Here is a 24413-nt window from a genome sequence, read left to right as displayed (position 1 = left end):
GGAGCACTCCGCGGTTTCCTCCATCGAGGCTTGTTCGACGCCTGCCAGCAACGCGCGGTGGCGCGCTCACATTCCTGCGGACCATGGCAGGCATCGAACAACCCTAAACGACTTCTGCCGCATGCAGCCAAACCGACGACGGTCCCCATCATCGATTCAGCATCCGATCGTGTTCGACCCACCTCCGGTGATCCGCTAGAAAGTGACTCTGCTGTTTGAGTGGCCGCACCTCGTACGGAGATGGTCGATCGAAACAACGGCACCAACCTGGTGGTGGGATACCGTGAAGCATCAGGATCTTTTTCATTCGTGGCTCCGTTGAACTTTCAATCCAGTGGCACGGTGAGCCGGTCGATCACGGCACGGGTTTCGGGACGGACGCCGCGCCACCAGTCGAATGCTTCAGCCGCCTGTTCAACCAGCATGCCGACACCGTCGGCGAAAGTGCACACGCCTGCATTGCGCGCGAGCCGCAGAAACGGCGTCAACCGTTTCCCGTAGGCCAGTTCATAAGCTGCGCCCTGATGGCTGAACACGCTCGGCGGGACGGGCGGCAGGTCGCCAGTGAGACTGGCCGATGTCGCATTGACCGCCAGATCGAAGCGCCCCATTGCTTCGAGATCGCCATAGCCGCAGGCGAGGATCGGACCGCGCGCGCTCAGCTGCGCCGCGAGCGCCTGCGCCTTGTCGACGTGACGATTGACGAGAACCAGCTCAATTGGCCGGGCCGACAGGAAAGGCAGCAAGGCTCCTCGCGCGGCGCCGCCGGCGCCCAGCATCAGCACGCGCTTGCCCGCCATCGGCAGCCCCAGGTTGACCTCGATGTCCCGCACGAGTCCGATGCCGTCGAAATTCTCGGCGATGATGCTGCCGTCCTCGAACTTCAAGGCATTGACGGCTCCGGCCAGTTCCGCTCGCTCGCTGGACTGGTCGGCCATGGCGAAAGCCTTTAGTTTGAATGGCGCTGTCACATTCATGCCCCTACCGCCCGTCGCGGCGAACGCCCGCACGGTTTCGGCGAATGCCTCGTGCGGCTCCAGCGGGCCTTCGATAGCCGTATACGCCATGTCCTGCCCGGTCTCCTCCGCGAAGAGTCCATGGATCAGAGGAGATTTCGTGTGTCCGATCGGATTACCGATCACCGCGTAACGGTCGGTCATCATGGCCTCACTTTTGAATACAGCACGCCTTCGGTCTGCATGGCGTCGATCTCGGCGGCGCCGAATCCCAGCGACTGCGCCACTTCGGCGTTGTGCTGACCGAGGTCGGGACCGACTTCCCGGATCGTCGTATCGCAGCCGGAAAAACGGAACGGCAGGTTTGGCAGGCGCAGCGTGCCGAAGCGCGGATGCTCCTGCTCGATCACCATGCCGCGCGCGACGATCTGCGGATCGGCCAGCACTTCGTCGATGCGCTGCACCTTGGCGCAGGGCACATCGACACCGTCCAGCAGTTCCAGCACTTGCGCGACCGGGCGCGCGGCCACCCAAGGCTTCACCACGCCGAGGATTTCCACGCGATTGGCGTTGCGCCCATTGAGGTTGTGGAATCGGGCGTCGGCGCCGAAGCCGGCCGGGCCATCATTCGCCTCGATCAGCGCGGCGAACCGCTTCCACGAGTCGTCCACCTGCGCGGCGATTACGAGGTCGCCATCGGCAGCGCGGAACACGCCGTACAGCGTCGACGTGGGCATGTCGTGACCGGTCTGCTCGGGCAGCACGCCTTGCATCGTGTAGCACTGCACCGCGTATTCGTGCATCGACACGAGCGTGTCGTACAGCGCCATATCGATATGCTGACCCCGGCCGCTCTTCACGCGACCGAGCAGCGCGGCGTTGATGGCCGCTACCGCGTGAATGCCCGTGTACATGTCGCCCAGCGAGATGCGCATCAGCGGCGGCGGCTCGCCGGGATTGCCGATCATCTGCATGATGCCGCTCCTGGCCTCGGCAATCAGCCCAAAGCCAGCGCGATGCGCATCCGGTCCCGTATGACCGTATGCCGAAATCGAGCAATAGACGAGTTTCGGATTGCGTTCCGACAGATCCGTATAACCAAGCCCCAGCTTGTCGAGAGCACCTGGCCGATAGTTTTCGATGAACACGTCGGCCGAGTCGCACAGACGCTGCATGAACTCCTTGCCGCGCGGGTCTTTCATGTTGACGCTGACGCCACGCTTGCCCATGTTGAGTTGCAGGAAGTAGGCGCTTTGCTGGTCATCGAGTACGGTGGCGTGCTGGCGCCCGGCATCGCCGGTGCCGGGACGTTCGACCTTGATCACTTCGGCGCCGAGCGCCGCGAGGCAGCGTCCGACATACGGACCGGCGAGAAAGTGGCTGTAGTCGACGACGCGAATGCCTTCGAGAGGACGGGCTTGCATCAGAACGCTCCCGGACGGCGCGGCACCATCAGACGATGTTCGCCATGCTGGACGATCTGGCCGTGCTGGTTGATCAGGTCAGACGGCAGCACGACGATGCCCCAGCCCGGACGGCTCTTGCTCGCTCGCATCGTGCCGACGCGGAACTTCACGTGCAGCACGTCGTTGACCTTGATCGGCAGATTGAAGTCCCACGTCCAGCCGAGCGACATGCCCGGCAGGAAGCGGTATTCGCTTTGGGTCTTGAGACCATCCGCAATAGACAAGCCAAACAGGCCGTGCGCCACGATCGAGCGGAAATGGCTGGCGTTGGCGTATTCCTCGTCGACGTGAACGGGCGTGTGATCGCCGGTGAGGTCGGCATACGCAAGGATGCGTTGTTTCGTGACCGTGTAGGTCGGACTGATGCACTCGTCGCCTTCGCGGGCATCGTCCCAGTATTTATCGATGATCGTCATGTTCAAGCCTCCGCACGCGGGTTGATGTCCAGCGCGCGCGCCACGCACGAGGCCGGCTTCGCCTGGATCAGTTCGACGGCGAGGCCGTCGGGCAGGCGCAACCAGTTGCGGCCCTGCGGCATTTCAGTGACGTGATAGGGTCGCGCGGCGGCCAACGCGGCCTCCATGTCTTCGCACATCACGCCCAGATGGGCGAGCCGGCCTTCTGGCGCTTCGTGTTTCGGGTCCTGGATGAATTGCAGGCCACCAAGCGTCCAGTACTGGCGGGGTTCCTCGACGGTGCCGTCGACTTCACGCATCGTCATGCCGAGCACGTCTTCGAAAAAGCGGATGTGCCAGTGGATGTCCTTCACCCAGATGGCGACGTGCTCCAGATAAGCCTTGCTGCCGTTCATGCGGTTGTCTCCATGTGTTGCCGGTCGGTCATGGCGCGCTCGATTCCCTTGATGCAGGCCACCAGCGTCGCGTTGACCGGGGTCGGCACGCCGTGCCGAAGTCCCCAGCGCACGACTGCGCCGTTAATAAAGTCAATTTCAGTGATGGAACCCTTCTCGAGGCTTTGCAGCATCGAGGTCTTGAAGGCGGGAGAGAGCCCTTCTCCGGCGAGCGTCCACGGGCGTTCGGGATCGGTGGTGGAGAGTGTCACGCCGGCGGCCTGCGCGACCGCTATCGCTTCGGCGACCGCCGCGAGCGCAGTTGATTTCAGCAGCGGCTCCTCGTAGAGCTGGCCGTAGGTCAGGCCGGTGGCGCCCGTCAGCGCGCCGGTCGCGACATTGACCAGCAGCTTGTCCCACATCGTGCCGACGATGTTGTCGCTGACCGTGGTGGCCAGTCCGGAGGCATTAAAGGTTTCGGCGATGGCCGTGACGCGCGATGTGATGCGGCCGTCGAGTTCGCCAAGGTAGGTGGCTTTGCCGGCGACGCCGGACTCGATGTGGCCCGGATTGCGCATCACGCCGCCGACGTAAGTCTTGCCCGCCAGCACGCGCTCGCGGCCGACGATGCCGGCGAGCACGTCTTCGTGCCCGAGGCCGTTCTGCAACGACAGAACCAGCGTCTGCGGCCCGATCAATTCCAGGGCGCCACGCATCGCCGCATCGGTATGAAACGATTTGACCAGCACGACGACCAGATCGACGACACCGGTTTCGGCGGCCCGTGTCGTGGTCTGGACCATCACGCGGCGCGAGCCACTGGCGTCGTCCACCCGCAAACCGTCACGTCGCATGGCCTCCACATGCGCCACCGACCGGTTCACCAACCACACTTCGTTGCCGCCTTCGGTCAGCGCCGCGCCAATCGCACAGCCCAGTGCACCCGCACCCAGAATCGCAATCTTCACTGCCGCCTCCTTGATATGGAGACCAGGATACGATGCGGCGTTGATGTCGGCAATGCAATGGCTACAATGGCGTCATTGCGCCAGACAATAGAGCCATGGATTCGACGGAACTCCCCGATCTGAAGCTGCTGCAACTCTTCGACCTGCTCTACGACGTGCGCAGCGTCACACGCGTGGCCGAGCAACTCGGACAGAGTCAGCCGACCATCAGCATCTGGTTAGGGCGATTGCGCAAGCATCTGCAAGACCCGTTATTCATCCGCACACCGGGCGGTATGGCGCCGACGCCGCAAGCCGATGCGCTGATCGGGCCGTGCCGGGAAATCCTCGAATCGCTGCGGCGCTTCGCGGCGTGGGAAATTGCGTTCGATCCCGCTACCGCGAAACGGCGGTTCCGTATCTGCATGACCGACGCCAGTCACATCACGTTGCTTCCGCGGATGCTGGCGCATGTCCGCGCGCAGGCACCGGGAGTTCGTCTCGAAGCCGCCAGCATCGACGGCAATACGGAACGCGCGCTGGAATCCGGCGAAGCCGACCTCGCGATCGGCCATGTGCCTTGGCTTGGCGGTGGGATTTATCAGCAGCAGTTGTACATGCAGGACTGGGTGTGCCTGACGAATCGGCATCACCCGCGAGTGCGCAAGCTCGGGGCGAAGCAGTACCGCGCAGAGGGCCATGTCGCGATTACGGAGGGGACGGGCGCGCAGCTGCTGGAACAGGCGCTGGTACGCGCGCACATCGAACGCGATGTGGTGCTGGAGTTACCGGGGTTTCTTGGGCTCGGAGCAATCATCAAGAGCACTGACCTGATTGCCACGCTGCCTCGACACATCGGCGAAACGCTCGCCAAGGTCAATGATCTGGCGGTCCATTCGTGCCCGGTTCCCGTCGAGGGTTTCGCCGTTCGGCAGCATTGGCACGCCAGGTATCACCACGAAGCAGGCAATCGTTGGCTGCGCGATCTGGTGGCTCAGTTATTCAGCAGTTTGCGCTGACCGCCTGACGGAATCTCAGCTCCTGACTACACCGAGTTTTCGTTGGTCGGGCGCCGTCTCCTCTCTGGAGCGACTGCCGTAGCGGACGCTGAACGTCGCGTGCGAGGTAGTATCGCTGCGACGCTCGTCAGATCTCACTCACGGTGAGCAAGATATTGATGCACCGCCTGAATGGCGGCGGCCCCCTCTCCCACGGCGGCCGCCACCCTCTTGACCGAACCACTGCGCGCGTCACCGGCTGAAAAGATGCCGGGCCGGCTGGTCTCGAGATCATGCGGCGGCCGATCTGCTGTCCACTTGTCACCGGTATCGGCACCTGTCAGCACAAAGCCATCCTTGTCCACGGCGACACAATCGCCGAGCCACCGGGTATTGGGCTGGGCTCCAAGGAAAAGAAAAACGTGCCGAATCGGCTTGTATTCGATCTGCCCCTGCCGGTCCCACCGTATCGCCTCAAGTCTCGACTCGCCGCATAACTCGACGATCTGTGTCCTCGTGTGAAGCGTGATGTTGGCCGTCGCGTTGATCCGCCTGATCAAATAGTCCGACATGCTTGCACTGAGTCCGTTGCCGCGAATAACGACGTGCACATGACGCGCGAACCTCGCAAGGAATACCGCCGCCTGTCCGGCCGAATTGCCGCCACCAACTACAATCAACTCTTCGTTGTTGCAGAACGCGCCCTCCATGAATGTCGCACTGTAGTAGATCCCACGACCCTCGAAATGCTCGAGGCGGGGGAGGTCCGGCTTCCGATAACGCGCGCCGGTGGCAATGACGACTGCGTTAGCGTAAACGCCCTCGTCATGATCCAGTCCAATGTAAAACGATCGGGCGTCCGGGCAGTCGATCTTCAGCGCCTCGATCGGCACCCCGACCTCGGCGCCGAACTTGCGACATTGAGACAGCCCGCGGCCGGCTAGCGCCTGCCCCGATATGCCAGTCGGGAAACCGAAGTAATTTTCGATCTTCGAACTGGTGCCCGCCTGGCCTCCCGGCGCCTTGGCGTCCAGAACCGCCACCTTGAGTCCCTCTGAGGCTGCATAAACCGCGGCGGCGAGCCCTGCGGGTCCCGCGCCGACCACAACGAGGTCGAAGCGCTCGCCATTCAGCCTGTCCGGACTCAGGCCGATCGCATCTGCGACGGCCCTGTGGCTGGGTTGTTTCAGCACGATGCCTTGCAACGTGACCACAATCGGAATATCGGCTTCCGTTGCGCCATAACGTGTCAGGAGTTCTTTTGTCTCGGCGTGCTCGACAATATCGAAGTAGGCCGAAGGTTGACCGTTGCGGCTCAGGAAGTGGCGCAAGCGCAGCGTAGGGGCCGAGGACGTACTGCCGATCACCATCACGCCGACGTGTTGGCCCTGGATGAAAGCGACCCGGCGCAGGATATAGGCGCGCATGATGGTTTCGCTTAATTCCGCTTCCGCAACCACGAGTTCGCGGAGTGATTCCTCATCGATGACGATGACCTCGCAATCGGAAACGGCGCGTGTCGTGGCGGCCGCAGCCCGGCCGGCGAGCGTGCTCACCTCGCCGGTGAACGCGCCGGGGCCATGTGTGCCCAGTGATTTCGGGCCCTGAACGGACCCTCTGATTGACTCGATCGTTCCGGTGAGAATGGCGAACATTCCGGTGTGCCGGTCGCCTTCGGAATAGAGGATGTCGTTGGCTTTGAGCCTGCGGCGCTCGCCGTATCGCTCCAGTATCGCCAGTTGCCTCTCGTCCAGCGTCGGATACACCTGATGGTAGCGGCTGCCGCCGGATGACAGCTCGTTGGGATTGCCTGAAGAGTCTTTGCCCATGGCGGATTCCATCAAATCAGGATGCGGTCCTTGTCGTGGAACTGCCGCATCCGGTATCGGTATGATATCGCCGTTTGCGACACGCGCCCGATCCGGATGAGGCTACGCGGGGCATCATCCAGTGCTAATCTGGTGATGGCGACTTGCACAGCAGGCGTGACGGAAATGAGTGCGCGCAGGATTCTATCCAACGTGATGATCGCCGTGGCGTTCAGAGGGTGCATGGCTGCAGAAGCGGCGAGTCCGTGTTCTCCAGCGTTGTCCGAGGTCGATGTCGAGCATGGTTTCAAGGTTCAGACTGACTGCGGACTTGCTGTCCGAACCGTCCGCCGTCTTCCTGACGAATTGAACCGCGCGGCGAAGGGCGCCGAACTCTCCGGTGCCCAGAGAGTCTCGCTCGCGAGAGCGGCCAACGTGATGCTCGGCGCGGTACATGTGCCACCGGGAGGCATGCAGCACAAGACTGAGGTCGAGTTGGCCAACATCGCCCCGCTCATCGAAAGTCTCGCCGTGAAGCTAAAGGTGCAGCCCGACACGGATCCAGTAGCCGCGGCCCACAAATGGAACGCACGCTACAAGAACCTGCTGCACAGGTCGTCCATCAAACGGAGTTCCAATCCTTTGGAGTTGCAGATCGATGCCGCACTTGATCGTTTCGATCTGGATCGGGCATCGACGTTGACCTCCGCGCTGGTGTCCGGTCTGCTCGCCGATCAACAGACGACCACGAAGACCATCACCGCGCGTTACTACGACGCCGCGGAAATTGAGCTGCTGCGCTTCAAGCCACAGAGTGCGCTGCCTTATCTGCACAAGGCATACGCGTTGCAACCTGAAGACACCGACGTTGCAACGGCTTTTGCCGACACCCTTCAGGAGCAAGGCGAGCCTGCACGGGCGGAGCCGATTTACCGCGCGCTGCGCTTGCGTTATCAGGCGCTGGCGCTGGAGAAGCCTGCAACCTGGCAGCCCGATGTCGCACGTACGCTCGTCAAACTCGGCAACGTGTACGTTGCACTGCGGCGTCCGAAGGAGGCGGAGACGGCCTGGCTACAGGCGCTGGAAATCGACTGGTTATTGGCGCGAGACAATCCGGCGACTTACGGGCCCGGTGTGGCGGATACTTTGGACAAGCTTGGTGCGCTGTATCGCGACACAGGGCGCCTGAGCGATGCGGCGGATGCCTACCGCGAGGCATTGGACGTCGATCGGGCGCTAGCGTCTCGCGATCCCGCAACCTACTTGCCCGATATAGCGACGACGCTCAATGACCTCGCGATCCTCTACAGCACCGCACAGCGCATGAGCGAAGCGGAGCAGGCCTATCAGGAGGCGCTCGAGATCCAGAGTGCGCTGGTGCGCGACAATCCCGCCGCGTGGCACCCGGCGCTTGCACGTACGCTCAATAACCTCGGGAACGTCTACAGCGCGATGCAGCGGCTTGGGGAAGCAGAGCAGGCGTATCAGGAAGCGCTTACGATCCGGCGGCAGCTTGTCCGCGAGAGCCCCGCGCGCTACCAGTCCGACCTGGCGCGCACGCTCAGCAATCTTGGCGTGCTCTATCGTGCCACGCAACGGCCAAGGCAGGCGCAGCAGGCTTACGAGGAGGCGTTGCGGATCTATCGGACACTCGCGCGGAAAACCCCCGCTGTCGACCAGCCGGACGAAGCGCGGACGCTGAACAATCTGGGCGTCCTCTTCAGCCACACGCAGCGGCCACGTGAGGCAGAAGACGCCTACCGGCAGGCGCTGGACCTTTACCGGACGCTGTCGCGAGACGACCCGGTAACGTACCGGCAGGACGAAGCGCGGACACTCGGCAACCTTGGCGCGCTTTTCAGCCAGACTCAACGACCGCGTCAGGCGGAGGAGGCCAGGCGCGAAGCAACCCGGCTTCTCGAGACGACGGACGCGCCATAGATCGGGTCACGTTGCTCCGGGCGATTTGACGATGTGCGCTTGCCGCGAGATCAAACCCATCGCTCACCGGCGCGGCGCTCCTGAATGACGTGCGTCGTCGGGCGGAATCAGGCGCCAGGTCAGCAACACCACCAGAGCGAATGCAACGTACGAGAGCGTGAACACCCAGGCCGGTAGATCGTAGTAGAGCAGGCGGCTCACCCAGCGCTGGATGAAGCCTTGAGTTGCTAGCGAACCATTGCGCAGCCAGTCCTCGAGCACCGTCAATGGACAGGCGATGCCAAGTAGTGACAGCACCGACACCAGTCCGATTGCGAACAGATGCGTGAGCCGGAAAAGGCGTTGGTGTATCCACGCCCAATCGAAGGCGGCGCCTACCCAGATGGCGGCGAGTCCGCATACGATAAAAATCGCAAGCAGCGCATGCAGCACGAGCACCGCGTTGGCTAGCCAGATCATGATCGGCTTTCTTGCAGCCTGCTTGACTGCGGGTTCGGGGGAGTGAAACGGGGTTGATTCCGTCCTACGATCAGCGCGGCGCCACAGGCTCCGAGTCCGAGGAGCGCGCAACGACAGGACGTCCGAACTCTTCCTCGACAAGCACACGTGCCAATCGCCAATACTCGTCTGCGCAGCCTTCGAGGCTTCCGTCCAGTTGCCACAACTGGTGTGCGCGCTCGCAGATGCTTTCTGCCAATGTCAGTTCGGACATGCCGTCGTCTCCATTTGCAAGGAGTCTCCACGAAAACAGCGCAAGGCACTTTGTGTCGTGACCACCTGCGTGTCTGAATGCGCGCTTCAGCGCGTGTGCCGCATCACGTCCCAACAGTGACGATGGTCGGGCATGGCGGCCGCGGAAGGCCGCCCTTCGAGCGGGCGGCGTGTCGCGCGCTACGGCAGCAATCTTAATGCTGGGATGGGCGCTAGATCAATCTGTGGGAACAAACTTTTCAAAGGTATCGGTGTGCCATGGTGATGCTGTCGCGGCGCAGCATGACGTCACCCAGCGGTAGGTGGTGACATAGAGGCGTTGGTTGCATCAAGACCTCATCTGTTTGCCAATCGTATTTCTTATGGAACCGCCGTGCACTCGTGACCGGTGCCTCCCGTGGCATCGGCGCCGCTATCGCAACCCGTCTCGCGAAAGACGGCGCATCAGTCATTGTCCACTACGCATCGAGCCCGGAGCGCGCCGAAGCAGTCGTCAATGCAATCCGCGATGCTGGCGGAGAAGCACTGGCTCCCCAGCCGGGGACGGACGACCACGCAACGATGACGAAGCTCGCCAGTGTGGGCCGCTTCGGTAAGCCCGAAGAAATCGCGGCGGCGGTAGCGTACCTGGCGAGCCCTGAGGCAGGCTACACCACCGGTGAAAGTCTGACGGTCGATGGCGGGTGGATAGCCTGAGGAAACCGGGGAGCGGTTTCGCTGGCACGTTGCCAGGCGTCGATTCGCCGGCGGCCACTCCTCGAAGCCGCTTCTTCGATTGCCGGCCGATTGCTTTGGTCTGGTTCGAATTCGGAGAAGACAAGATGGGCTTGCTGAGATCTGCCTCGTGGTGCAACAACTCGCATCTTTATTGCCCAATGAGAGAACCGCCGTCATCCGGCCAAAGGTGAGTCGTTCCAGGATGGTGAGGAATTCCAGGAGATGCTCATCACGATGAGTGGTGAGGATTTCCAGGGGATGGCGGTAGCGCGGTCAGCGGTGAGGACTTCCAGGAGATGTGGCTCGCTGCAATCAAAGGTGAGAAATTCCAGGAGATCGCCTCATTGGTGATCAGCGGTGAGGCGTTCCAGGAGACGGCTCTCCCGGTTCGCGGAAAAGTGAGCCGTTCCAGGGGGCGAACAGCACCGTGGAAGCCTGCCGGGACGCTGCAAGGTGAGTTGTTCCAGGAGACGATCGGCAAAGGTGAGCGATTCCAGGAGGTGGGTCATTGCCCGCTTACGTTGATCAGGTGCAGGCGGATCGCGACGATGTGGCGTCCGCGCAGCGTACGCTCTTCACTACGCAACACCGGCTCGCGACCGATAGTCTGTCGCGGCAGGCCAATCTCGTGACGCTGTACAAGGTGCTGGGCGGCGGCCGGGAGAATGGCTGAAAGTTGATAGGTGAGAAGATTCGGGAGCCGGCGAGGTGAGAATATGGCCACCTGTCGGCGCACTTCAGATTCAAAGGTGAGGGAATCCGGGAGCGTGCTTGTGTGTTGGCGAGCACACGCGCAACCCATGCACTCTCGCCAGCACACAAAATCAAAGGCCGTCGGTTAACGGCTTTTTGCACAAAAACTTTAGAACTAAATTTAACGCCTTGAGCGTGCGAAAAACCAATGCAGTCATCGCTGAGTAATATGCGTCGGCAATACTCGGCAGCGCTGCAAGTCAGACCATACTTTGCACAAAACGCGCTGCTCCGATCGAGGGCTGGCGCGAAGGCCAGACCCGGGGGGTTCAAATGACGATCCGTCATCGCATCACGCTATTGGTTGTTCTGATGTTTGTCGCCTTGTCGACGATCGGCGGCTATGCCGTCTACCAGACGCGCGGCAGCGCCGCCGAGGTGCGCAAGGTGACCGAGGGCGTGGTGCCCAGCGCGCTCGCGTCCGCCGACCTCGTGTCGCAAGTCAAGGACGTGCAGCTCGCCACGATGACGCTGGTCTACGCGCCCGACGCCAACATGGTCGCGCAGGCGCAAGACGTGCTGACGAAGAAAAAGGCCTCGCTGCAACAGGCGCTCGCGTTGCAGGCCAAAGGGGCCACGAGCCACGCGCAGCAGGGTCTCGTTGCCCAGGCGAACGACAGCCTCGAGAACTATTTCTCCGCGATCGCCGAGACGGCGAAAATGAAAGCCGACGGCAAGAACGAACTCGCACAGGCGTATCTGTTCGCCAACGTCGCGCAGTATCGCGACGAACTCGAAGGTATCGTCGAGACCTTGCGCGTCGAGAAGAACCGCGAGAAAGACGAGGCGATCACCGCACTGAACGCCGAGCTCGCGACGACGACCACGGCCATCGCCTTCGTCACCGGCATCGCGATCATTCTGCTGACCTCGATCGGCGCGCTGCTCTATCGCCAGATCACCCGCCCGCTCAGCCGCATGCAGGGCATGATGAGCGAAATCGCGTCGAGCCAGGACTTCACACGCCGCGTGCCGGTGGGCCGGCTCGATGAGATCGGCCACTCGATCGTCGCGTTCAACGGCATGATCGAGAAGATCCAGGAAAGCTCCGCGCAACTCAAGCAGAAAACCGCCGACATCCAGGCGATGTTGCAGAACATGCAGCAGGGCATTCTGACGGTGATCGACGGCGCGGTGATTCACGCGGAGTACTCGGCGTATCTGGAAGACATCTTCGAAACCAAGGACATCGCCGGACGCGCGCTGATGGATCTGGTCTTCGCGGACACCGAGCTCGGCGCCGACGCGCTGTCGCAGGTCGACGCGGCAACCCATGCGTGCCTCGGCGAAGACTGCATCAACTTCGCGTTCAATCAGCATCTGCTGGTCGGCGAGATCGAGAAGCGCATGCCCGATGGCCGCGTGAAGATCCTCGACCTGAGCTGGTCGGCGATTACCGACGAACACGACACCGTCGTGCGCCTGATGCTGTGCGTGCGCGACGTCACCGAACTGCGCAAGCTCGCGGCCGAAGCGAGCGAACAGCGCCGCCGCCTCGACATGATCGGCGAGATTCTCGCGGTCAGCGAAGAGAAGTTTCATCACTTCATCGAAAGCTCGGCCGGCTTTGTCAGCGAGAATGAGCGGATCATTCGCAAGCATTCGGAAGCGGACCATGCGGCGATTGCCGAGCTGTTCCGCAACATGCACACCATCAAGGGCAATGCGCGGACTTACAACCTGCAGCATCTGACGAACGTCGTGCACGAAACCGAGCGCAGCTATCACGAGCTGCGTCAACCGGATGCGGATCGCTCGTGGGATCAGGAGCACCTGATGCGGGAGTTGACGCGGGTGCGCGAAGCCATCGAGAGCTACGCGAAGATCAATGAGCAGAGCCTCGGACGCAAGGGCAAAGGCCAGGCTAACGACGCGGGCCGCTATGTGATGGTCGACAAAGACGACATCCAGCAGACGCTGAGCATGCTGGACCAGACCCATGCCGGCGACCTCCACGAACTGCAATCGATGCGCGAAGCGTTGCGCCGCACGCTGCGCGCATTGGGCAGCCAGAGCGTGCGCGACGCGCTGTCCGGCGTGCTGGACTCGCTGCCGTCGCTCGCGAGCGAGTTGGGCAAGCCGGCGCCGGCCGTGCGGATCGACGACAACGGCTACCGTCTGCGTGGCCAGGCGGGCGGCACGCTGAGCAACGTGTTCATGCACCTGCTGCGCAATTCGATCGACCACGGCATCGAAGCCGCCGAGGCCCGCAGCGCGCAAGGCAAGACGCCGGCCGGCACGATCGATATCGAAGTGGGCGTGGACAGCGGCGCGTTTCAGATCACGCTCAGCGACGACGGCCGTGGCCTCGCGCTCGAACGGATTCGCGGCATCGCGCTGGAGCGCGGCTGGATCGGCGGCGGCGACACGCTGAGCGACGAGGCCATCGCCGATTTCATTTTCCGGCCGGGCTTCTCGACCGCGGAGACGGTCACCGAAGTGTCGGGCCGTGGTGTCGGCATGGACGCGGTGCGCGATTTCCTGCAGCGCGAGAACGGCAGCATCGAACTGCGCTTTACCGACGATCGCAAGGGCGCACCGTTCCGTCAGTTCCAGACGATCGTCTGCCTGCCGGACAACGTAGCCGTCGATACACTGGGCGTTCAGGCGCGTGGCGAAGCCGGCGCACTGCAACTCGACGCGATGGCGAGCTGAGCGCTGATCGGCAGACTTCGCGACGGACTTTGCAAGGATTGGTTGTGATTCAACAGTATGTATTGGCGGCGCTGGCTGGCGGCGCATTGACCGCGTTGCCGGCATGGGCCGCACACAGGCTGCACAGCGCGAAGCTGAGGGCACGGTTGCGCGCCGAAGCACAAGCGCGCATCGACAAGCTCGAAGCCGCGCAGGCGGCTCATCGCGAAGCGATCCGCGAACGCGAGCAGGCCGAGCAGGCGCTGCAAGCTTTGACCGGGCAGTTGCGCGACGAGCTGATGCAGCAGTCGGCCAGCGCCGATGCACTGCGCGCGTCGCTCGACGCCGTGAACGGAAACCGGGAACAGTGGACCCGCGAGGCGCGGCAGATCGCCGGCGAAGCCGCGCGTCTGAAACATCTCGGCGCGACGTTCGAGCGCTGGCACGAACAGATGATCTCGCTGATGACGCAGAACCACGACATGCACGCGAAGAATCAGGAGCTGTCGTCGATCGTGCGGCATGTGGTGATCGTGTCGCTGAACGCGTCGATCGAAGCGGCGCGCGCGGGTCCGGCGGGTCGCGGCTTCGCGGTGGTGGCGAGCGAAGTGCGAGCGCTTGCCGCGCGTTCGGAAGAATTGTCGAAGAGCTATCGCGACAGTCTGCATCGCAACGACCTGACCACGACGTCCACGTTCCAGGACATTCAGGCGGGCGGCAAGATGATCGCGGCGTCGCTCGCCAGCGTCGAATCGCTCGCCAATCAGTTTCATGCGCGGCTCGATGAGGTGCCGATGTGATTTCGGCCCACGCAAAGGACAGCTTCGATCGCATCTTCCGCAAGGCGGCGCAGACGCGCCTGCCGATGGACTCGGGCGACCTGTGCGAGATTGCGCCGCTTGCCGAAGCCGGCGCCGGCGCAACCAGGGACACGCAGGTGGTCGTGCTGACCATTTCGTCGATCGTGTTCAGGCTGCTGCTGATTCTTCATTTCGACGAGGACGACCACACGCGCCGCTATTACCTGAACGACGCCGACGAGCGGCCGTTCCAGGAAGTGTTTCTGGAAATCTGCAATCTGTGCTGTGGCGCGATGAACCAGGAGCTGCTGCGCTGTTTTCCGGACCTCGGCATGTCGACGCCGTATGTGTTGAACGCGCGTTGCCTGCCGCATCTGCATGAATTGAAACCGGCTCTGCTGGCGTCGTATTCGGTCACGCTCAACGGTGACGTGCGGCTTGCCGCGACCGTGTGCGTATGCGCAAATGCGCCGCTCGACTTCGTCGCGGACACGAGCGCCATCGAAGAAACCAGCGGCGAGCTGGAGTTGTTTTGACCATGACCGTGAGCGCTGCCGTCATCAGGAACGTGACATGAACCTCAACGACCCGGTCAGCAAGGTGCTGGTGCTGGACGACTGCCCGCTGCACAAAGCGGCGCTGAAGCGCTTTTGCGACAAGAACAATCTGGTCGGCGTGAAAGTGGGCAAGAACCGCTTGCAGTCGGTGCTGCGCTCGAACATCGATCTCGGCGCGGTTCTGTTCGCCGAAAATTACGGCGGCTCGCCCGAGGCCAGCGCCGAGCTTGCGATCAGGATCAACGCAGTGCGTCCCGAGTTGCCGATCATCATGCGGCGCGACCAGGACCCGGGCATGGACGGCTTGCCCGAGAGCCTGCGCCGCGTGGTCTGCGCCGCGTACGTCGCGCACGATATGGCGCCGCTGCGCCGCGTGATCGACGAATACATCTTCAGCCTGGACTATCCGAACGCGCTGGTGCGCGGCATCGCCGAGATGACCCAGGCGATTCTCGGCGACGTGTTCAAGGATCTGACCATCACGTGCGATACGCCGTATATCGTGCGCGACCGCATCATCTTCGGCGAAGTGTTCAGCCTGATTCCGCTGGAAAGCGCGTGGTGCCGCGGCTACATGATGATGCAGGCCGAAGAGGCGCCGATTCTCGAACTGCTCGACCGTTACCGGATGATCGATAACGCGCCGGACGGCGAGGCGGATTTCCGCGATCTGAACAGCGTGCTCGGCGAAGTGACGAACCTGGTCTGGGGTTCGTTCAGGAACCGCTATGTCGGCGATGCGGATGCGTGGCGGCGCAGCGAGGTACAAGTGCCGCTGCTGGTGAATCACAAGCACAAGTACATCTCGTTCGGCAGCGGCAATCCGCAACTGTGCTTCATGTACTGGCTGAAGGATCCGCAGTCGGGCCGCGCGGTCAGGCTGCATCAACGTTTTGTGTTCAGCCTGAGCTGGTCGCCGGAAGACTTCAGGGAAGTCACCGGCGATGTCGGCGCGATGGTTGAAGCAGGCGAACTGGATCTGTTCTGAGTAGTGTCATAGGAAACAACAACATGTCGAAAATTCTGGTGGTGGATGATTCGAGCACGGTGCGCGACGAAGTGGCCGGCTTTCTGAAGAAGAACGGTCTGGACGTCGATACGGCGGTGGACGGCAAGGACGGCCTCGCCAAGTTGAAGGCCAGCCCCGGCATCAAGCTGGTGATCAGCGACGTCAACATGCCGAACATGGACGGGCTGACGATGGTCGAGAAGATTCGCGGCGAGCTCGCGAACCAGACCGTCAACGTCATCATGCTGACGACCGAGAGCAGCCCGGCGATGAAGGAGCGCGGCAAGGCGGCCGGCGTCAAAGGCTGGATCGTCAAGCCGTTCAAAGGCGATGCGGTGCTGGAAACGTTCCGTAAGCTGGCGAGCTAGACGCGCTCAGGCGCGGCTCTGCTCGAGAAAGGTGAGGGTTTTCGGGGGCGGCGCGTGGGGCACTTTCAAAGTGCTGTTGCGCGGGCTCCGTGGCTGTCGAAACCCGCTAAATACGGGGTAAAACCGGTCCGTGCGATTGCTGCGGAGGGGCTTGCGTATGGGTCTGCAGGCTTAAAGGTGAGGAGATTCGGGAGCCTGACGTCGCGACGCACTGGAGTTTTGCGCTTCCGTCATCTACAGCATCGTCTCGTACGTTCTCAACCGCACATTTCTTGCAATGCGCGAGTCGATTGTCGCTTTGACGCTGTCATGCACGCGTGTTTTGCGACCGCTTATCTCACGCGATCGCTGCCCGTGCGTAGATCGCCTGCCACCGCGCGCGAAGCGCGCCAGCCCACAGCCTCTTACCTGGGTATGCAGACTACTCGCCCCATTCTAAAGGTGAGAGTTTGCGGGAGTAGCCTGTTTCGAACCCTCCGTACCAAGCCCGGCATGCCTTTGCGCCCTGCCCCCAAGCTCGAAAGGTGAGCGTTTTCGGGAGTAATCCGATCAGTGCCTCACCTCGAACCCCCACCACTGCGTGCCAAAGGTGAGATTTTTCGGGAGGCGCTGCCGCCGCTCGTCACGCCGGCTTGGCGATCTCGCGAATGTCGGCCACCGGCGTTTGCCCGAACGCATCGCTGAACGCGTAGTCGATCAATTGCGCGGCGCATTGTTCAGGCGTCGACAACTGGCCGTTACGCTTGAGGTCTTCGAATTTCGCGCGCATCGGAAACTGTTCGTCGCCGCTGCCGCGAATCTCCGCCTGCATGCCTGTATCGATCACGCCCGGCGCCAGACTGCAAATGCGCAGTGCGCGATTCGTATCGAGCGTGACGGCGCGCGCGTGATGATCGAGCGCGGCCTTGGTTGCGCAATAGATGCTCCAGCCGGGATACGCATTGCGCGCCGCGCCGCTGGAAATGTGCACGATGCGCCGGTCGCTCGCATCGACGGCGGCTGCCGCGAGCGCGCTTGCCAGCATCAACGGCGTGGCCACGTTGAGGCTCACCGCGCTGGCGACCGCCGCCGCGTCCTGACCTTCGATCGGGCCGATCGGCTGCACCATGCCCGCGTTGTTGATTAGCAGGACCGTTTGCGCGCCGCTGACGAATGCGCGCAGCGCATCGGTCGCGATCCATTGCGCGACGCGCGCGGGGTCGGCCAGTTCCAGTTCGATCTCTTCGAGTTGCGCCGGGAAGCGTGTCTTGAGCGTCGCATGACGCGAGCGGGACAAGCCCAGCACAGTGACATTGCGCCCGATCAGCTGTTCGGCGAGCGCCGCGCCCAGGCCGCGCGTGTGGCCGGTGACGATCGCGCGAATCGGAGAAGTGGAGGTCATGTCGTTCCTTGTGAGCGTTGGCTTGCGGAGGCCGACATTTTCTCACGCAACATTCTCATGCTGCATTTCACGCATGCAGCGGCGTCGCCGTTCTCGCTCGCTTGCGCGCCGCTTTCAGGTCGAGCGAAAGCGCTCGCGATACTGCATCGGCGTCACGCCGATGCGTTTGGTGAAGACAATGCGCATCCGGTCCGCGGTGCCGAAGCCGCAGTCGTAGGCAATCGCCTTGAGCGCCGCGCCGCTGCTTTCGAGCAGCTTGCGCGCTGCATCCACACGGGCCCGTTCGATGAATTCGTGCGGCGTCACGCCGGTCTCCTGCACGAACACGCGCGCGAAGTTTCGTGCGCTCATGCCTGCGACGTCCGCCAGTTGCTTCACGGTGAAGCTCTCGCGAATCCGCTCCATGACGTGCGCCTGGATTTTGGCGACCGGCGACGTGTCGTCGGCCGGCGCGGTCAGGTAGGGGCTGAATTGCGACTGGCCGCCTTGCCGTTGTGCGAACACCACCAGCCGCTTGGCGACGGCCAGCGCGGTTTGCGGACCGTGGTCCTCGGCCACCAGCGCGAGCGACAGATCGATGCCGGCCGTCACGCCCGCTGACGTGACGAGCTGCCCGTCGCGCAGATAGATGCGGTCGAAATCGACGTGCGCCTGCGGGAATTGCGCGGCCAGCTGAGCGGCATGCTGCCAGTGCGTCGTGACGTTGCGCGCGTCGAGCAAGCCGGCATGGCCTAGCGCGAACGCGCCGGTGCAGATCGAGCCGTAGCGGCCGCAGCGGGTGGCGACGTTCGTCAGCCAGTCCAGCAGGCGCGCATCGGGCAGGTGCTTATCGGGCAGCGCGGGGCCGCCCGCGACCAGCGCAAGATCGAACGGGCGGCGCGCCTGTTCGAACGTGGCGTCGGCGACCAGCGTCATGCCGTTCGACGCGCGCAGCGGTGCGGACTCCGCGCTGAGCAGTTTGACCTCGTAGCGATCGTCAGGCGCGATGAAGCGGTTGGCTTCGGAAAAGACGTCGACGGGACCGGCGACATCGAGCGCCTGCACGCCGGGGAAGATCGCGATCGCAACGGTAGGCATCGAAAGACTTCCTTTGACGATGGACGGAATCCGCAAGCCGCGGCAGTCGACGCGGTGCGGGGCAGTGTTCAGCGGTCCACGGCGATGGTCGGTGGCCGCGCGTTGACCAATACTGGGCTTCATCGGACGCGCGGCTTGAACCGGCTTGAGCCGCATGAAAAAGCGCCGCGGACCAGCATACCAAACGCGCTTTGAAGCCGCGAGGACAGCGCGTTCCGTTCATTCGATGCGTGGAGCAGAGGATGAAAAGCGCTAATTTTCCGTCGGTGCGTGTCGAGCCTGAATTGCGAGCCGCGGCCGAGGACGTGCTGCAGGACGGCGAAAGCCTTTCCAGTCTCGTGGAGCAGGCCATCCGCGACAACATTGCGCGGCGATTGAATCATCGTGAGTTTGTCGCGCGAGGGCTCGCATCGCGAGAGGATGCCAGGCAGAGCGGCGACTACGTGCTGGCTGACGAAATGGTCGCCGGCCTTGAAACGCGGCTCGGTGAAGCGAAAGCCAAGGCCAGAGCAAGGAAGAAACGATGACGTATCAGGTTCGTTTCACGCGCGCTGCCGCGGCCGACCTTGAACGACTGTACGACTTCATTCCCGAACGGGACGATATGGATTTCCGGCTCGCCGAACGCGCGTTGCAATCAATCCGTGACGGTATCGCCACGCTTCGCAGTTCGCCGTTTACCTGCCGCAAGGCTCAGCGGGATGTGCCGTTTCGGCGTGAACTGCTGATCCCGATTGGCCGGTCAGGTTATGTTGCCTTGTTCGAAATCGAGGACAGTCAAATAGTGACCGTGCTGGCGGTGCGCCATCAGCTAGAGGATGATTACCACTGACAGAACTTCCGGCGCCCGCGATGGTAATCAAAAACCTTCACCGAAGGCTCGACCTCACTACACTCCAGCTCTTCCTCGCCGTCTACGAAGAAGGCACGCTCACGCGTGCCGCCGAGCGCGAGGCGATTGCCGTGTCCGCCGCGAGCAAGCGTCTGCTCGAACTCGAACAGGCGGTCGGCGCCACGCTGTTCCAGCGCAACGCGCGCGGCATGACGCTGACGCCGGCAGGCGAAACGCTGCTGCATCACGCGCGCCGTGTGCTGCGCGACATCGAAAACATCGGCATCGAACTGGCCGGCCACGCGAGCGGCGTGCGCGGCTACGTGCGGATGATGGCCAATCTGTCGGCGATCGTCGAATTTCTCCCCGAGGATTTGCGCGCGTTCCAGTTGCAGCACGAACGCGTCAAGCTCGACCTTGAAGAGCGGCCGAGCGGCGCCGTGGTCGAAGCCGTCGACAACAGCCTCGCCGATCTCGGCATCTGTTCCGGCGACGCCGAGACGCATAACCTGCACGTCGAGCACTATCGACACGATTCTCTGGTGCTCGTGATGCGCGACGATCATCCGCTGGCGGCGCGCGAGAGCGTCGCCTTCGCCGAAACGCTGGACGGCGATCACGTCGGCCTGCACGCGGCGAGTTCGATCAACGCCCGCACCCACATGGCCGCGCGCCAGGCCGGCAAGCCGCTGCGCTTGCGCATCCACGTGCCGGGCTTCGACGCGGTCTGCCGGATGGTGCAAGCGGGCATGGGCGTCGGCGTGTTGCCGCGCAAGGTGTATCAACTGATGGGCCGTCCGCTCGGACTGGTCGGCACACCGCTCGAGGACGACTGGTCCGAGCGCAGCCTCGTGCTGGTGGTGCGCGACGTCGACGCGCTTTCACCGGTGAGCCGCCTGCTGTTCGACCACCTGCGCTCGATCGAAGCATTGGAAGCCGCTGAAGCCGCCGACGCTTCAGCTTCCCCCGAAGCCCCGCCAGCCCCCGCCAAGCACTGAGCGTTCGCCGTTCGCGAACGGTCGTTGGCGAATGGCGGTTGGACGCCGCCGCCGCGCCCCTCCTAAGCTGTGTCTCAACACCAAACCAGCTTCGGAGACAGCATCATGGGTGGACCCCTTCAGGGTATTCGCGTCGTCGAGATCGGAACCCTCATCGCCGCGCCGTTCGCCGCGCGCCTCATGGCCGAGTTCGGCGCCGACGTCATCAAGATCGAAGCGCCCGAGACCGGCGACCCCCTTCGCAAATGGCGCAAGCTGCATGAAGGCACCTCGCTCTGGTGGTATCTGCAGTCGCGCAACAAGAAGTCGGTTTGCGTGAATCTGAAATCAGCGGACGGTGTCGAGATCGTCAAACGGCTCGCCGCCGATGCCGACGTCGTGATCGAAAATTTGCGTCCCGGCGCGCTCGAAAAGCTCGGCCTCGGCTGGGACGTGCTGCACGCGATCAACCCGAAGCTGACGATGGTCCGCATCTCCGGCTACGGCCAGTCCGGTCCGTATCGCGACCGGCCGGGCTTCGGCGCGATCGGCGAAGCGATGGGCGGGATTCGCTATACGACCGGCGAAGTGGACGGCGCGCCGGCGCGCGTCGGCGTAAGTCTCGGCGATTCGCTCGCCTCGCTGCATGGCGTGATCGGCGCGCTGATGTCGCTGCTGCGCGTGAAGACCGGTCAGGGTAAAGGCCAGGTGGTCGACGTCTCGCTGGTCGAGAGCGTGTTCAATCTGATGGAGAGCCTCGTGCCCGAATACGACCTGCTCGGCCACGTGCGCGAACGCAGCGGCGGCGCGCTGCCGGGCATCGCGCCATCGAACACGTATCGCACCGAAGACGACGGCTACGTGGTGATCGCCGGCAACAGCGATCCGATCTTCAAGCGCCTGATGCATCTGATCGGCCGCCCCGATCTCGCCGACGATCCCGCGTTGGCGCACAACGACGGCCGCGCGAAACAATGCGCGATGCTCGATCAGGCAATTACCGCATGGACCTCCCACCACGCGACCGAAGACGTGCTGGCCGCGCTCGAACGCGCCGAGGTGCCGGCGGGGCGCATCTATTCGGTGGCCGACATCGTCGCCGATCCGCACTACCAGGCGCGCGACATGTTGCTGCAAACCCAATTGCCCGGCGGCGCGCCGGTGAAGATGCCGGGGATCGTGCCGAAGCTCTCGGACACGCCGGGCGAAGTGCGCTGGCAAGGGCCGTCGCTCGGCGAACATACCGGCAGCGTACTCAGCGAACTCGGATTCGCCAACGAAGATATCGAGCGGCTGCGCCGCGAAGGAGCCGTGCAATGAGCGTCGCCGTCAACCATCCAATGAACACCGGCCATTTCGACAAACTGATCGTGCAGGAAGTGTCGCCGCGCGACGGCTTGCAGATCGAACCTACGTGGGTCGAGACCACCGGCAAGATCGCGCTGATCGACGCGCTATCCACCGCGGGCTTCACACGCATCGAGGCCGGCTCGTTCGTGTCGCCGAAAGCGATTCCGGCTTTGCGTGACGGCGAAGCCGTGTTCCGGCAGATCGAGCGGCACGCGGGCGTGATCTACGTCGCGCTGGTGCCGAACCTGAAGGGCGCCGAGCGCGCGCTCGCCGCACGCGCCGATGAACTGAACCTCGTGATGTCCGCGAGCCAGACCCACAACCGAGCGAACATGCGGATGAGTTGCGAATCGTCGCTGCTGGCGTTCTACGACATCGTGCGCCACGTCAAGGATTCGGGCGTGTTGCTGAACGCGTCGGTGGCGACCGCGTTCGGTTGTCCGTTCGAAGGCCGGATCGACGAAGACCGCGTGATCGGCATTGCCGATACGTATCGCGAGATGGGCATCGAAGGCATCACGCTGGCCGACACGACCGGCATGGCGAATCCGCGCCAGGTGTCACGGCTGGTCACGCGCGTGCTCGAACGGCTGCCGGCCGCCACGCTCACGCTGCACTTTCACAACACGCGCGGGCTCGGCCTCGCCAATGTGCTGGCGGCATACGAAGCCGGCGCGCGCCGTTTCGACGCCGCACTGGGCGGCCTCGGCGGCTGCCCGTTCGCACCGGGGGCGTCCGGCAACATCTGCACGGAAGACCTCGTGAATCTGTGCGTCGAGATGGGCATCCCCACCGCGATCGATCTGGAAAAGCTGCTCGCGCTGTCGCGCGGCTTGCCTGCGTTGCTCGGCCACGACGTGCCTGGGCAACTGGCGAAGGCGGGCCGCAATTGCGATCTGCATCCCGTGCCTGAATACGTTCTACAAATCTGACACTCCCCTAACCGATCAAACGACCGGACGGCATCGCCGAATCCGGCATTGGAGACAAGCATGAGTGACCTGGGCGCAGTCGCAAGCGGCAGCCGTGAGCATAGCGCGGACGATGCCGCGGCCATCATCCGTAAAGTGGCGTGGCGGCTGATGCCGCTGATCATGATCTGCTATCTGTTCGCGTTCTTCGACCGCATCAATATCAGCTTCGCGAAGTTCCAGTTGCAGAGCGATCTCGGCTTGTCCGATACCGCGTATGGCCTCGGCGCGAGTCTGTTCGTGATCGGCTATGTGTTGTTCGAAGTCCCGAGCAATCTGTTTCTGTACAAGGTCGGCGCGCGGCGCTGGATCGCGCGGATCATGATTTCGTGGGGACTCGCGACGGCGGCGATGGTGTTCGTCAACAACGAATGGCAGTTCTACGGGCTGCGTTTCGTGATCGGCGCGATGGAAGCGGGCTTTGCGCCAGGCGTGCTGTATTACCTGACGCTGTGGTTTCCGCCGAGCTATCGCGGGCGTATCACGTCGATGCTGTTTCTGGCGTCCGCGTTCTCAGGTTTGGTCGGCGCGCCGCTCGCGGGGCTGGTGATCGGAAACATGAACGGGGTGCTGGGCATGCCGGGCTGGCACTGGCTGTTTCTGCTCGGCGGCCTGCCTTGCGTCGTGCTCGGGATTCTGGTGTTGAAACTGCTCAAGGATCGTATCGAGGACGCAGGCTGGTTGTCGTCGTCGGAGAAGACGTTTCTGGCGGGGCAGATCGCGCAGCAGAGCCGTCATCCGGACACCGGGCATTCGCTGATGGGGGCGCTCAGGACACCGGGCTTTCTCACGCTGGGGCTGGTTTACTTCCTGATTCAGGTGGCGTCGTATGGATTGAACTTCTGGACGCCGCATCTGATTCACGTCGCGGGCACTAACAATCCGACCATGATCGGCTTGCTGACGGCGGTGCCGTACATATGCGGCGCAATCTGCATGGTGGTGGTGGGGCGTTTGTCCGACGCGACCGGCGAACGGCGCAAGTTCGTGTTTGGCTTGCTGGTGATGTCGGCAATCGGCTTCTTTGCGGCGGGCTTCTTCGACAAGCAGACCACGTTGCTGGTCATCGCGCTGGCCGTGATGGGCGCAGGGGTGGTGGCTTCGATTCCGGCGTTCTGGGCGCTGCCGCCCAAGCTCCTCACGGGCGCCGGCGCGGCTGGCGGGATCGCGTTGATCAATACGCTCGGACAGCTCGGCGGGATCGTGAGTCCGATCATGGTGGGACGCGTGAAGGATCTGACCGGCAGCACGACGCCCGCGTTGTACGTGATCGGCACGATGAGCGTGATCTGCGCGCTGATAATGTTGTACGGGATGCCGGAGTCGCTGCGGCGCAAGGAGATGGCGCGGTGAGGGTGGGCTTGGAGCGT

General features: G+C 63.1%; 24 protein-coding genes and 1 pseudogene. 15 read left to right on the top strand and 10 right to left on the bottom strand.

Annotated elements, in window-relative coordinates:
- Positions 1 to 326: 326 nt before the first annotated feature.
- Genes aroE through HV744_RS23485 form a run of 5 tightly spaced genes read right to left on the bottom strand, consistent with a single transcriptional unit; the run spans position 327 to position 4180 of the window.
- Complete coding sequence (gene aroE, locus HV744_RS23505; protein ID WP_175151795.1) at positions 327 to 1160, bottom strand: shikimate dehydrogenase; 834 nt, start codon at positions 1158 to 1160, stop codon at positions 327 to 329.
- The gene (locus tag HV744_RS23500) at positions 1160 to 2380 is read right to left on the bottom strand and encodes a CaiB/BaiF CoA transferase family protein (RefSeq protein WP_175151787.1); all 1221 of its coding nucleotides are present in this window, start codon (positions 2378 to 2380) and stop codon (positions 1160 to 1162) included. The genes aroE and HV744_RS23500 overlap by 1 nt, the downstream gene beginning before the upstream one ends.
- Positions 2380 to 2838, bottom strand: a complete 459-nt coding sequence (locus HV744_RS23495) for a MaoC family dehydratase (protein WP_175151786.1) — start codon at positions 2836 to 2838, stop codon at positions 2380 to 2382. Before HV744_RS23495 ends, HV744_RS23500 begins: the two co-directional genes overlap by 1 nt.
- Before the next feature lie 2 nt (positions 2839 to 2840).
- Positions 2841 to 3233, bottom strand: a complete 393-nt coding sequence (locus HV744_RS23490) for a VOC family protein (RefSeq protein WP_175151785.1) — start codon at positions 3231 to 3233, stop codon at positions 2841 to 2843.
- The gene (locus HV744_RS23485; RefSeq protein ID WP_175151784.1) at positions 3230 to 4180 is read right to left on the bottom strand and encodes a ketopantoate reductase family protein; all 951 of its coding nucleotides are present in this window, start codon (positions 4178 to 4180) and stop codon (positions 3230 to 3232) included. The genes HV744_RS23490 and HV744_RS23485 overlap by 4 nt, the downstream gene beginning before the upstream one ends.
- Positions 4181 to 4275: 95 nt before the next feature.
- Here HV744_RS23485 and HV744_RS23480 point away from each other — a divergent pair, with 95 nt between their 5' ends.
- Entirely contained in the window at positions 4276 to 5178 is a 903-nt protein-coding gene (locus HV744_RS23480) for a LysR family transcriptional regulator (RefSeq protein WP_175151783.1), read from the top strand.
- Positions 5179 to 5312: 134 nt separating this feature from the next.
- Here HV744_RS23480 and HV744_RS23475 read toward each other — a convergent pair whose 3' ends face one another.
- Positions 5313 to 6986, bottom strand: a complete 1674-nt coding sequence (locus tag HV744_RS23475) for an FAD-dependent oxidoreductase (RefSeq protein ID WP_175151782.1) — start codon at positions 6984 to 6986, stop codon at positions 5313 to 5315.
- 474 nt (positions 6987 to 7460) lie between these two features.
- Here HV744_RS23475 and HV744_RS23470 point away from each other — a divergent pair, with 474 nt between their 5' ends.
- Positions 7461 to 8906 carry a tetratricopeptide repeat protein gene (locus HV744_RS23470; protein WP_246279159.1) on the top strand — a complete coding sequence of 482 codons (1446 nt, stop codon included), beginning with the start codon at positions 7461 to 7463 and terminating at the stop codon, positions 8904 to 8906.
- A gap of 63 nt (positions 8907 to 8969) precedes the next feature.
- Here the strand turns inward: HV744_RS23470 and HV744_RS23465 are convergent, their stop codons facing one another.
- On the bottom strand, positions 8970 to 9365 hold the full coding sequence (locus HV744_RS23465) for a DUF2784 domain-containing protein (protein WP_175151780.1): 396 nt from the start codon (positions 9363 to 9365) through the stop codon (positions 8970 to 8972).
- A gap of 70 nt (positions 9366 to 9435) precedes the next feature.
- Positions 9436 to 9618 carry a DUF2934 domain-containing protein gene (locus tag HV744_RS23460; RefSeq protein ID WP_175151779.1) on the bottom strand — a complete coding sequence of 61 codons (183 nt, stop codon included), beginning with the start codon at positions 9616 to 9618 and terminating at the stop codon, positions 9436 to 9438.
- A 380-nt stretch (positions 9619 to 9998) separates the two neighbouring features.
- On the opposite strand from HV744_RS23460, the gene HV744_RS38050 reads away from it, so the two are divergent.
- The 7 genes and pseudogenes from HV744_RS38050 (at position 9999) to HV744_RS23425 (ending at position 16455) form a co-directional block, all read left to right on the top strand.
- Positions 9999 to 10313 (top strand): SDR family oxidoreductase, encoded by a 315-nt coding sequence (locus HV744_RS38050; protein WP_281363665.1) that lies wholly within the window; start codon positions 9999 to 10001, stop codon positions 10311 to 10313.
- Between the two features lie 538 nt (positions 10314 to 10851).
- Positions 10852 to 11007 (top strand): annotated as a pseudogene (locus tag HV744_RS23450) (multidrug transporter); the annotation flags it as partial.
- A gap of 353 nt (positions 11008 to 11360) precedes the next feature.
- Positions 11361 to 13742, top strand: coding sequence for an ATP-binding protein (locus HV744_RS23445; protein WP_175151778.1), 2382 nt, complete (start codon positions 11361 to 11363; stop codon positions 13740 to 13742).
- Positions 13743 to 13786: 44 nt separating this feature from the next.
- The gene (locus HV744_RS23440) at positions 13787 to 14521 is read left to right on the top strand and encodes a methyl-accepting chemotaxis protein (RefSeq protein WP_175151777.1); all 735 of its coding nucleotides are present in this window, start codon (positions 13787 to 13789) and stop codon (positions 14519 to 14521) included.
- A complete protein-coding gene (locus tag HV744_RS23435; protein WP_175151776.1) occupies positions 14518 to 15057 on the top strand; it encodes a hypothetical protein in 540 nt (179 codons plus the stop codon). Before HV744_RS23440 ends, HV744_RS23435 begins: the two co-directional genes overlap by 4 nt.
- 37 nt (positions 15058 to 15094) lie before the next feature.
- Positions 15095 to 16066 (top strand): chemotaxis protein CheX, encoded by a 972-nt coding sequence (locus tag HV744_RS23430; protein WP_175151775.1) that lies wholly within the window; start codon positions 15095 to 15097, stop codon positions 16064 to 16066.
- Positions 16067 to 16089: 23 nt separating this feature from the next.
- Positions 16090 to 16455 (top strand): response regulator, encoded by a 366-nt coding sequence (locus HV744_RS23425; protein WP_175151774.1) that lies wholly within the window; start codon positions 16090 to 16092, stop codon positions 16453 to 16455.
- A gap of 622 nt (positions 16456 to 17077) precedes the next feature.
- Here the strand turns inward: HV744_RS23425 and HV744_RS23420 are convergent.
- Complete coding sequence (locus HV744_RS23420; protein WP_175151773.1) at positions 17078 to 17836, bottom strand: SDR family oxidoreductase; 759 nt, start codon at positions 17834 to 17836, stop codon at positions 17078 to 17080.
- A gap of 114 nt (positions 17837 to 17950) precedes the next feature.
- Positions 17951 to 18913 (bottom strand): GlxA family transcriptional regulator, encoded by a 963-nt coding sequence (locus HV744_RS23415; protein ID WP_175151772.1) that lies wholly within the window; start codon positions 18911 to 18913, stop codon positions 17951 to 17953.
- A 242-nt stretch (positions 18914 to 19155) separates the two neighbouring features.
- Between HV744_RS23415 and HV744_RS23410 the strand changes: the two genes are divergently transcribed.
- The 6 genes from HV744_RS23410 to HV744_RS23385 all read left to right on the top strand — a co-directional run bounded on the left by HV744_RS23410 (position 19156) and on the right by HV744_RS23385 (position 24396).
- Positions 19156 to 19440, top strand: coding sequence for a YlcI/YnfO family protein (locus HV744_RS23410; RefSeq protein WP_175151771.1), 285 nt, complete (start codon positions 19156 to 19158; stop codon positions 19438 to 19440).
- A complete protein-coding gene (locus tag HV744_RS23405; RefSeq protein WP_175151770.1) occupies positions 19437 to 19745 on the top strand; it encodes a type II toxin-antitoxin system RelE/ParE family toxin in 309 nt (102 codons plus the stop codon). Before HV744_RS23410 ends, HV744_RS23405 begins: the two co-directional genes overlap by 4 nt.
- A 20-nt stretch (positions 19746 to 19765) precedes the next feature.
- A complete protein-coding gene (locus HV744_RS23400; RefSeq protein ID WP_175151769.1) occupies positions 19766 to 20743 on the top strand; it encodes a LysR family transcriptional regulator in 978 nt (325 codons plus the stop codon).
- A 105-nt stretch (positions 20744 to 20848) separates the two neighbouring features.
- Positions 20849 to 22042, top strand: a complete 1194-nt coding sequence (locus tag HV744_RS23395) for a CaiB/BaiF CoA transferase family protein (protein ID WP_175151768.1) — start codon at positions 20849 to 20851, stop codon at positions 22040 to 22042.
- A complete protein-coding gene (locus HV744_RS23390) occupies positions 22039 to 23004 on the top strand; it encodes a hydroxymethylglutaryl-CoA lyase (protein WP_175151767.1) in 966 nt (321 codons plus the stop codon). The genes HV744_RS23395 and HV744_RS23390 overlap by 4 nt, the downstream gene beginning before the upstream one ends.
- 60 nt (positions 23005 to 23064) lie before the next feature.
- Positions 23065 to 24396 (top strand): MFS transporter, encoded by a 1332-nt coding sequence (locus HV744_RS23385; RefSeq protein ID WP_175151766.1) that lies wholly within the window; start codon positions 23065 to 23067, stop codon positions 24394 to 24396.
- The last annotated feature ends 17 nt before the right edge of the window (positions 24397 to 24413 follow it).

Source organism: Paraburkholderia ultramafica (assembly GCF_902859915.1).
Classification (GTDB): domain Bacteria; phylum Pseudomonadota; class Gammaproteobacteria; order Burkholderiales; family Burkholderiaceae; genus Paraburkholderia; species Paraburkholderia ultramafica.
Note: the sequence above shows the minus strand (reverse complement) of the source record. Positions and strands in the feature narration are given on the sequence as shown.

What these genes read in the sequence shown, in the direction of transcription:
- aroE (WP_175151795.1), bottom strand. Translation starts at nt 1,160, where the DNA reads ATGACCGACCGTTACGCGGTGATCGGTAATCCGATCGGACACACGAAA.
- HV744_RS23500 (WP_175151787.1), bottom strand. Translation starts at nt 2,380, where the DNA reads ATGCAAGCCCGTCCTCTCGAAGGCATTCGCGTCGTCGACTACAGCCAC.
- HV744_RS23495 (WP_175151786.1), bottom strand. Translation starts at nt 2,838, where the DNA reads ATGACGATCATCGATAAATACTGGGACGATGCCCGCGAAGGCGACGAG.
- HV744_RS23490 (WP_175151785.1), bottom strand. Translation starts at nt 3,233, where the DNA reads ATGAACGGCAGCAAGGCTTATCTGGAGCACGTCGCCATCTGGGTGAAG.
- HV744_RS23480 (WP_175151783.1), top strand. Translation starts at nt 4,276, where the DNA reads ATGGATTCGACGGAACTCCCCGATCTGAAGCTGCTGCAACTCTTCGAC.
- HV744_RS23475 (WP_175151782.1), bottom strand. Translation starts at nt 6,986, where the DNA reads ATGGGCAAAGACTCTTCAGGCAATCCCAACGAGCTGTCATCCGGCGGC.
- HV744_RS23465 (WP_175151780.1), bottom strand. Translation starts at nt 9,365, where the DNA reads ATGATCTGGCTAGCCAACGCGGTGCTCGTGCTGCATGCGCTGCTTGCG.
- HV744_RS23460 (WP_175151779.1), bottom strand. Translation starts at nt 9,618, where the DNA reads ATGTCCGAACTGACATTGGCAGAAAGCATCTGCGAGCGCGCACACCAG.
- HV744_RS23445 (WP_175151778.1), top strand. Translation starts at nt 11,361, where the DNA reads ATGACGATCCGTCATCGCATCACGCTATTGGTTGTTCTGATGTTTGTC.
- HV744_RS23430 (WP_175151775.1), top strand. Translation starts at nt 15,095, where the DNA reads ATGAACCTCAACGACCCGGTCAGCAAGGTGCTGGTGCTGGACGACTGC.
- HV744_RS23425 (WP_175151774.1), top strand. Translation starts at nt 16,090, where the DNA reads ATGTCGAAAATTCTGGTGGTGGATGATTCGAGCACGGTGCGCGACGAA.
- HV744_RS23420 (WP_175151773.1), bottom strand. Translation starts at nt 17,836, where the DNA reads ATGACCTCCACTTCTCCGATTCGCGCGATCGTCACCGGCCACACGCGC.
- HV744_RS23415 (WP_175151772.1), bottom strand. Translation starts at nt 18,913, where the DNA reads ATGCCTACCGTTGCGATCGCGATCTTCCCCGGCGTGCAGGCGCTCGAT.
- HV744_RS23410 (WP_175151771.1), top strand. Translation starts at nt 19,156, where the DNA reads ATGAAAAGCGCTAATTTTCCGTCGGTGCGTGTCGAGCCTGAATTGCGA.
- HV744_RS23405 (WP_175151770.1), top strand. Translation starts at nt 19,437, where the DNA reads ATGACGTATCAGGTTCGTTTCACGCGCGCTGCCGCGGCCGACCTTGAA.
- HV744_RS23400 (WP_175151769.1), top strand. Translation starts at nt 19,766, where the DNA reads ATGGTAATCAAAAACCTTCACCGAAGGCTCGACCTCACTACACTCCAG.
- HV744_RS23395 (WP_175151768.1), top strand. Translation starts at nt 20,849, where the DNA reads ATGGGTGGACCCCTTCAGGGTATTCGCGTCGTCGAGATCGGAACCCTC.
- HV744_RS23390 (WP_175151767.1), top strand. Translation starts at nt 22,039, where the DNA reads ATGAGCGTCGCCGTCAACCATCCAATGAACACCGGCCATTTCGACAAA.
- HV744_RS23385 (WP_175151766.1), top strand. Translation starts at nt 23,065, where the DNA reads ATGAGTGACCTGGGCGCAGTCGCAAGCGGCAGCCGTGAGCATAGCGCG.